The organism is Micromonospora sp. NPDC047074 (assembly GCF_040643815.1).
In the GTDB taxonomy this organism is placed as follows: Bacteria; Actinomycetota; Actinomycetes; order Mycobacteriales; family Micromonosporaceae; genus Micromonospora.
In genome coordinates this window covers 1-1,971 of record NZ_JBEYVB010000085.1, presented here as the reverse complement: position 1 = coordinate 1,971, position 1,971 = coordinate 1, and the positions used below count along the sequence as shown (strand labels likewise).

The window sequence follows — 1,971 nt, the reverse complement described above, 5'->3', positions numbered from 1 at the left end:
CCTCGGCCTCGAACCCGGCCGCAGCCTCCAAGAACTCCAACACCGCATCCTCGAACACGACACCAAAATCCAAATCCCCGCACTCGCCAGCTGAATCCGGCACGCACCAACAGCCGTCGTTCCTGCAGTTACCCGATCGTGGACGGGCCGGGGGCACCATGGGCGCGCGGGGGGTCCGTGTCGCCCAACGCACCGGATGCCGACAGCGAATCCTTTCGAGTGAGCACAGCGAGGACGACATGGCGAACAAGTGCCCGGTGCACGGGCTGACGAAGCTGATGGACAACGACTACTTCGCAACCCCGTACGCGGCGTACGAGCGCTACGCGGCGATGCACGAGCAGGGCACCGTCCACCAGACATGCCTCGACGACCACGGCCGGGTATGGCTGGTCACCGGCCACGCCGAGGTCCACGCCGCGCTGCGGGACAAGCGCCTCGCGCGTCCCCGCGAGTACTCCAACGGGGACTTCACCACTGAGCGCTTCCCGCAGGGCGCGGTGACCGGCACCATCGTCACCCTGGACCCGCCGGAGCACACGCCACTCAAGAAGATGGTCAACTCCACCTTCCTGCCCCGCAAACTGGACGCCTTCCGCCCCCGGGTGCACGAACTGGTCCGCGCGCGGCTGGACGCGATCGAGGCGGCGGGCGGCGGCGACCTCGTCGACGACTACGCGGCCGTCCTGCCGATCACGATCGTCTGCGACGTGCTCGGCGTCCCCGACGAGCACCGCGAGGAGCTCAAGAAGTGGGCCGACCTGGCCTTCGGCACCGACGACGAGACCAACGCCCAGGTCCGCGGGAACATGTCGCGGCTGCTCAACTCGATCCGGGAGCAGAAGACGGCGGAGCCCGGCGACGACCTCTTCTCGGACCTGATCCACGCCAAGAACGCCGACGGCGAACCCGAGCTCGAGGTCTTCCAGATCCTGTCCATGGCCCTGCTGACCGTGCTCGGCGGCTACGACACCACCTCGGGCATGATCAGCCGGGGCGCGCTGGCCCTGATGGACAACCCGGAGACGCTGGAGCGGCTCCGCAAGGACCCGGACCTTTTCGGCGAGGCCGTCGAGGAGTTGCTGCGCCGCAACGGCTCCGTGCACCACGCCTTCCGCCGCTTCGCCACCGAGGACATGGAGATCGACGGCACGAAGATCAACAAGGGCGACACGGTGCTCCTGCACCTGACCGCCGCCGGCAACGACCCGAAGCGCTTCCCCGACCCGCAGCTGCTCGACATCGACCGCACCGACAAGGGGCACATGGCGTTCGGCGGCGGCCCGCACTTCTGCTCGGGATCGGAACTGGCCCGGATGGAGGTGACGATCGCCCTGCGGGAGCTGTTCACCCGGTTCCCCGACATCAAGCTGGCCGTGCCCCGGGAGTCGCTGCGGGTGCGGACCTCCCCGCTGGTGCCCGCGCTCCTGTCGCTACCGGTCACGGTCTGACGCGGCCCTCCCACCCCGGCCCGAATCGCGACTCCTGTCCGCCCGGAGGTTGTCGGAACCATGCCGCGTACCGATCTGCTCCGCCCCCTGCCCGAGTTGCTCCAGGCCCACGCCGCCAGGTCCGGCGACCGGACCGCGTACGCCGACTCACGGCGGAGCGCGACCCACGGGGAGCTGGCGGCACGGACGGCGATCACCGACGCCGCAGACCGATGATCGACTATCTGGTCATCGGCGGGGGCATCGCGGGCGCCAGCGCCGGACATCACCTCGCCGCGTACGGCACCGTGGTGCTGCTGGAGATGGAGCAGGTTCCCGGCCAGCACTCCACCGGCCGCTCGGCCGCCGTGTTCTCCGAGTACTACGGCGGGCCGGCGGTGCGCGCGCTGACCCGGGCCAGCCGGAGCTTCCTCACCGCGCCGCCACCGGGCTTCGCCGAGCACCCGCTGCTCACCCCGCGCGGCGTGCTCAGCCTCTGCCCGCCCGGCAGCGAAGACGCCTTCGAGGCGGCGCTGCGCGA

At 70.3% G+C, this 1,971-nt stretch carries 3 protein-coding genes; all 3 read left to right on the top strand.

Features of this window, described 5'->3' with window-relative positions:
- Positions 1 to 239 precede the first annotated feature (239 nt).
- Positions 240 to 1,451 carry a cytochrome P450 gene (locus tag ABZ809_RS34460; protein ID WP_357566848.1) on the top strand — a complete coding sequence of 404 codons (1,212 nt, stop codon included), beginning with the start codon at positions 240 to 242 and terminating at the stop codon, positions 1,449 to 1,451.
- Positions 1,452 to 1,511: 60 nt separating this feature from the next.
- Positions 1,512 to 1,667: a hypothetical protein gene (locus ABZ809_RS34455; RefSeq protein WP_357566847.1), complete on the top strand. Its 156-nt coding sequence runs from the start codon at positions 1,512 to 1,514 to the stop codon at positions 1,665 to 1,667.
- The coding region (locus ABZ809_RS34450; protein WP_357566846.1) for an FAD-dependent oxidoreductase at positions 1,664 to 1,971 on the top strand (308 nt) is incomplete at its 3' end. The genes ABZ809_RS34455 and ABZ809_RS34450, both read left to right, overlap by 4 nt.

Coding starts and splice junctions, on each gene's coding strand:
- ABZ809_RS34460 (WP_357566848.1), top strand. CDS start 240: ATGGCGAACAAGTGCCCGGTGCACGGGCTGACGAAGCTGATGGACAAC.
- ABZ809_RS34455 (WP_357566847.1), top strand. CDS start 1,512: ATGCCGCGTACCGATCTGCTCCGCCCCCTGCCCGAGTTGCTCCAGGCC.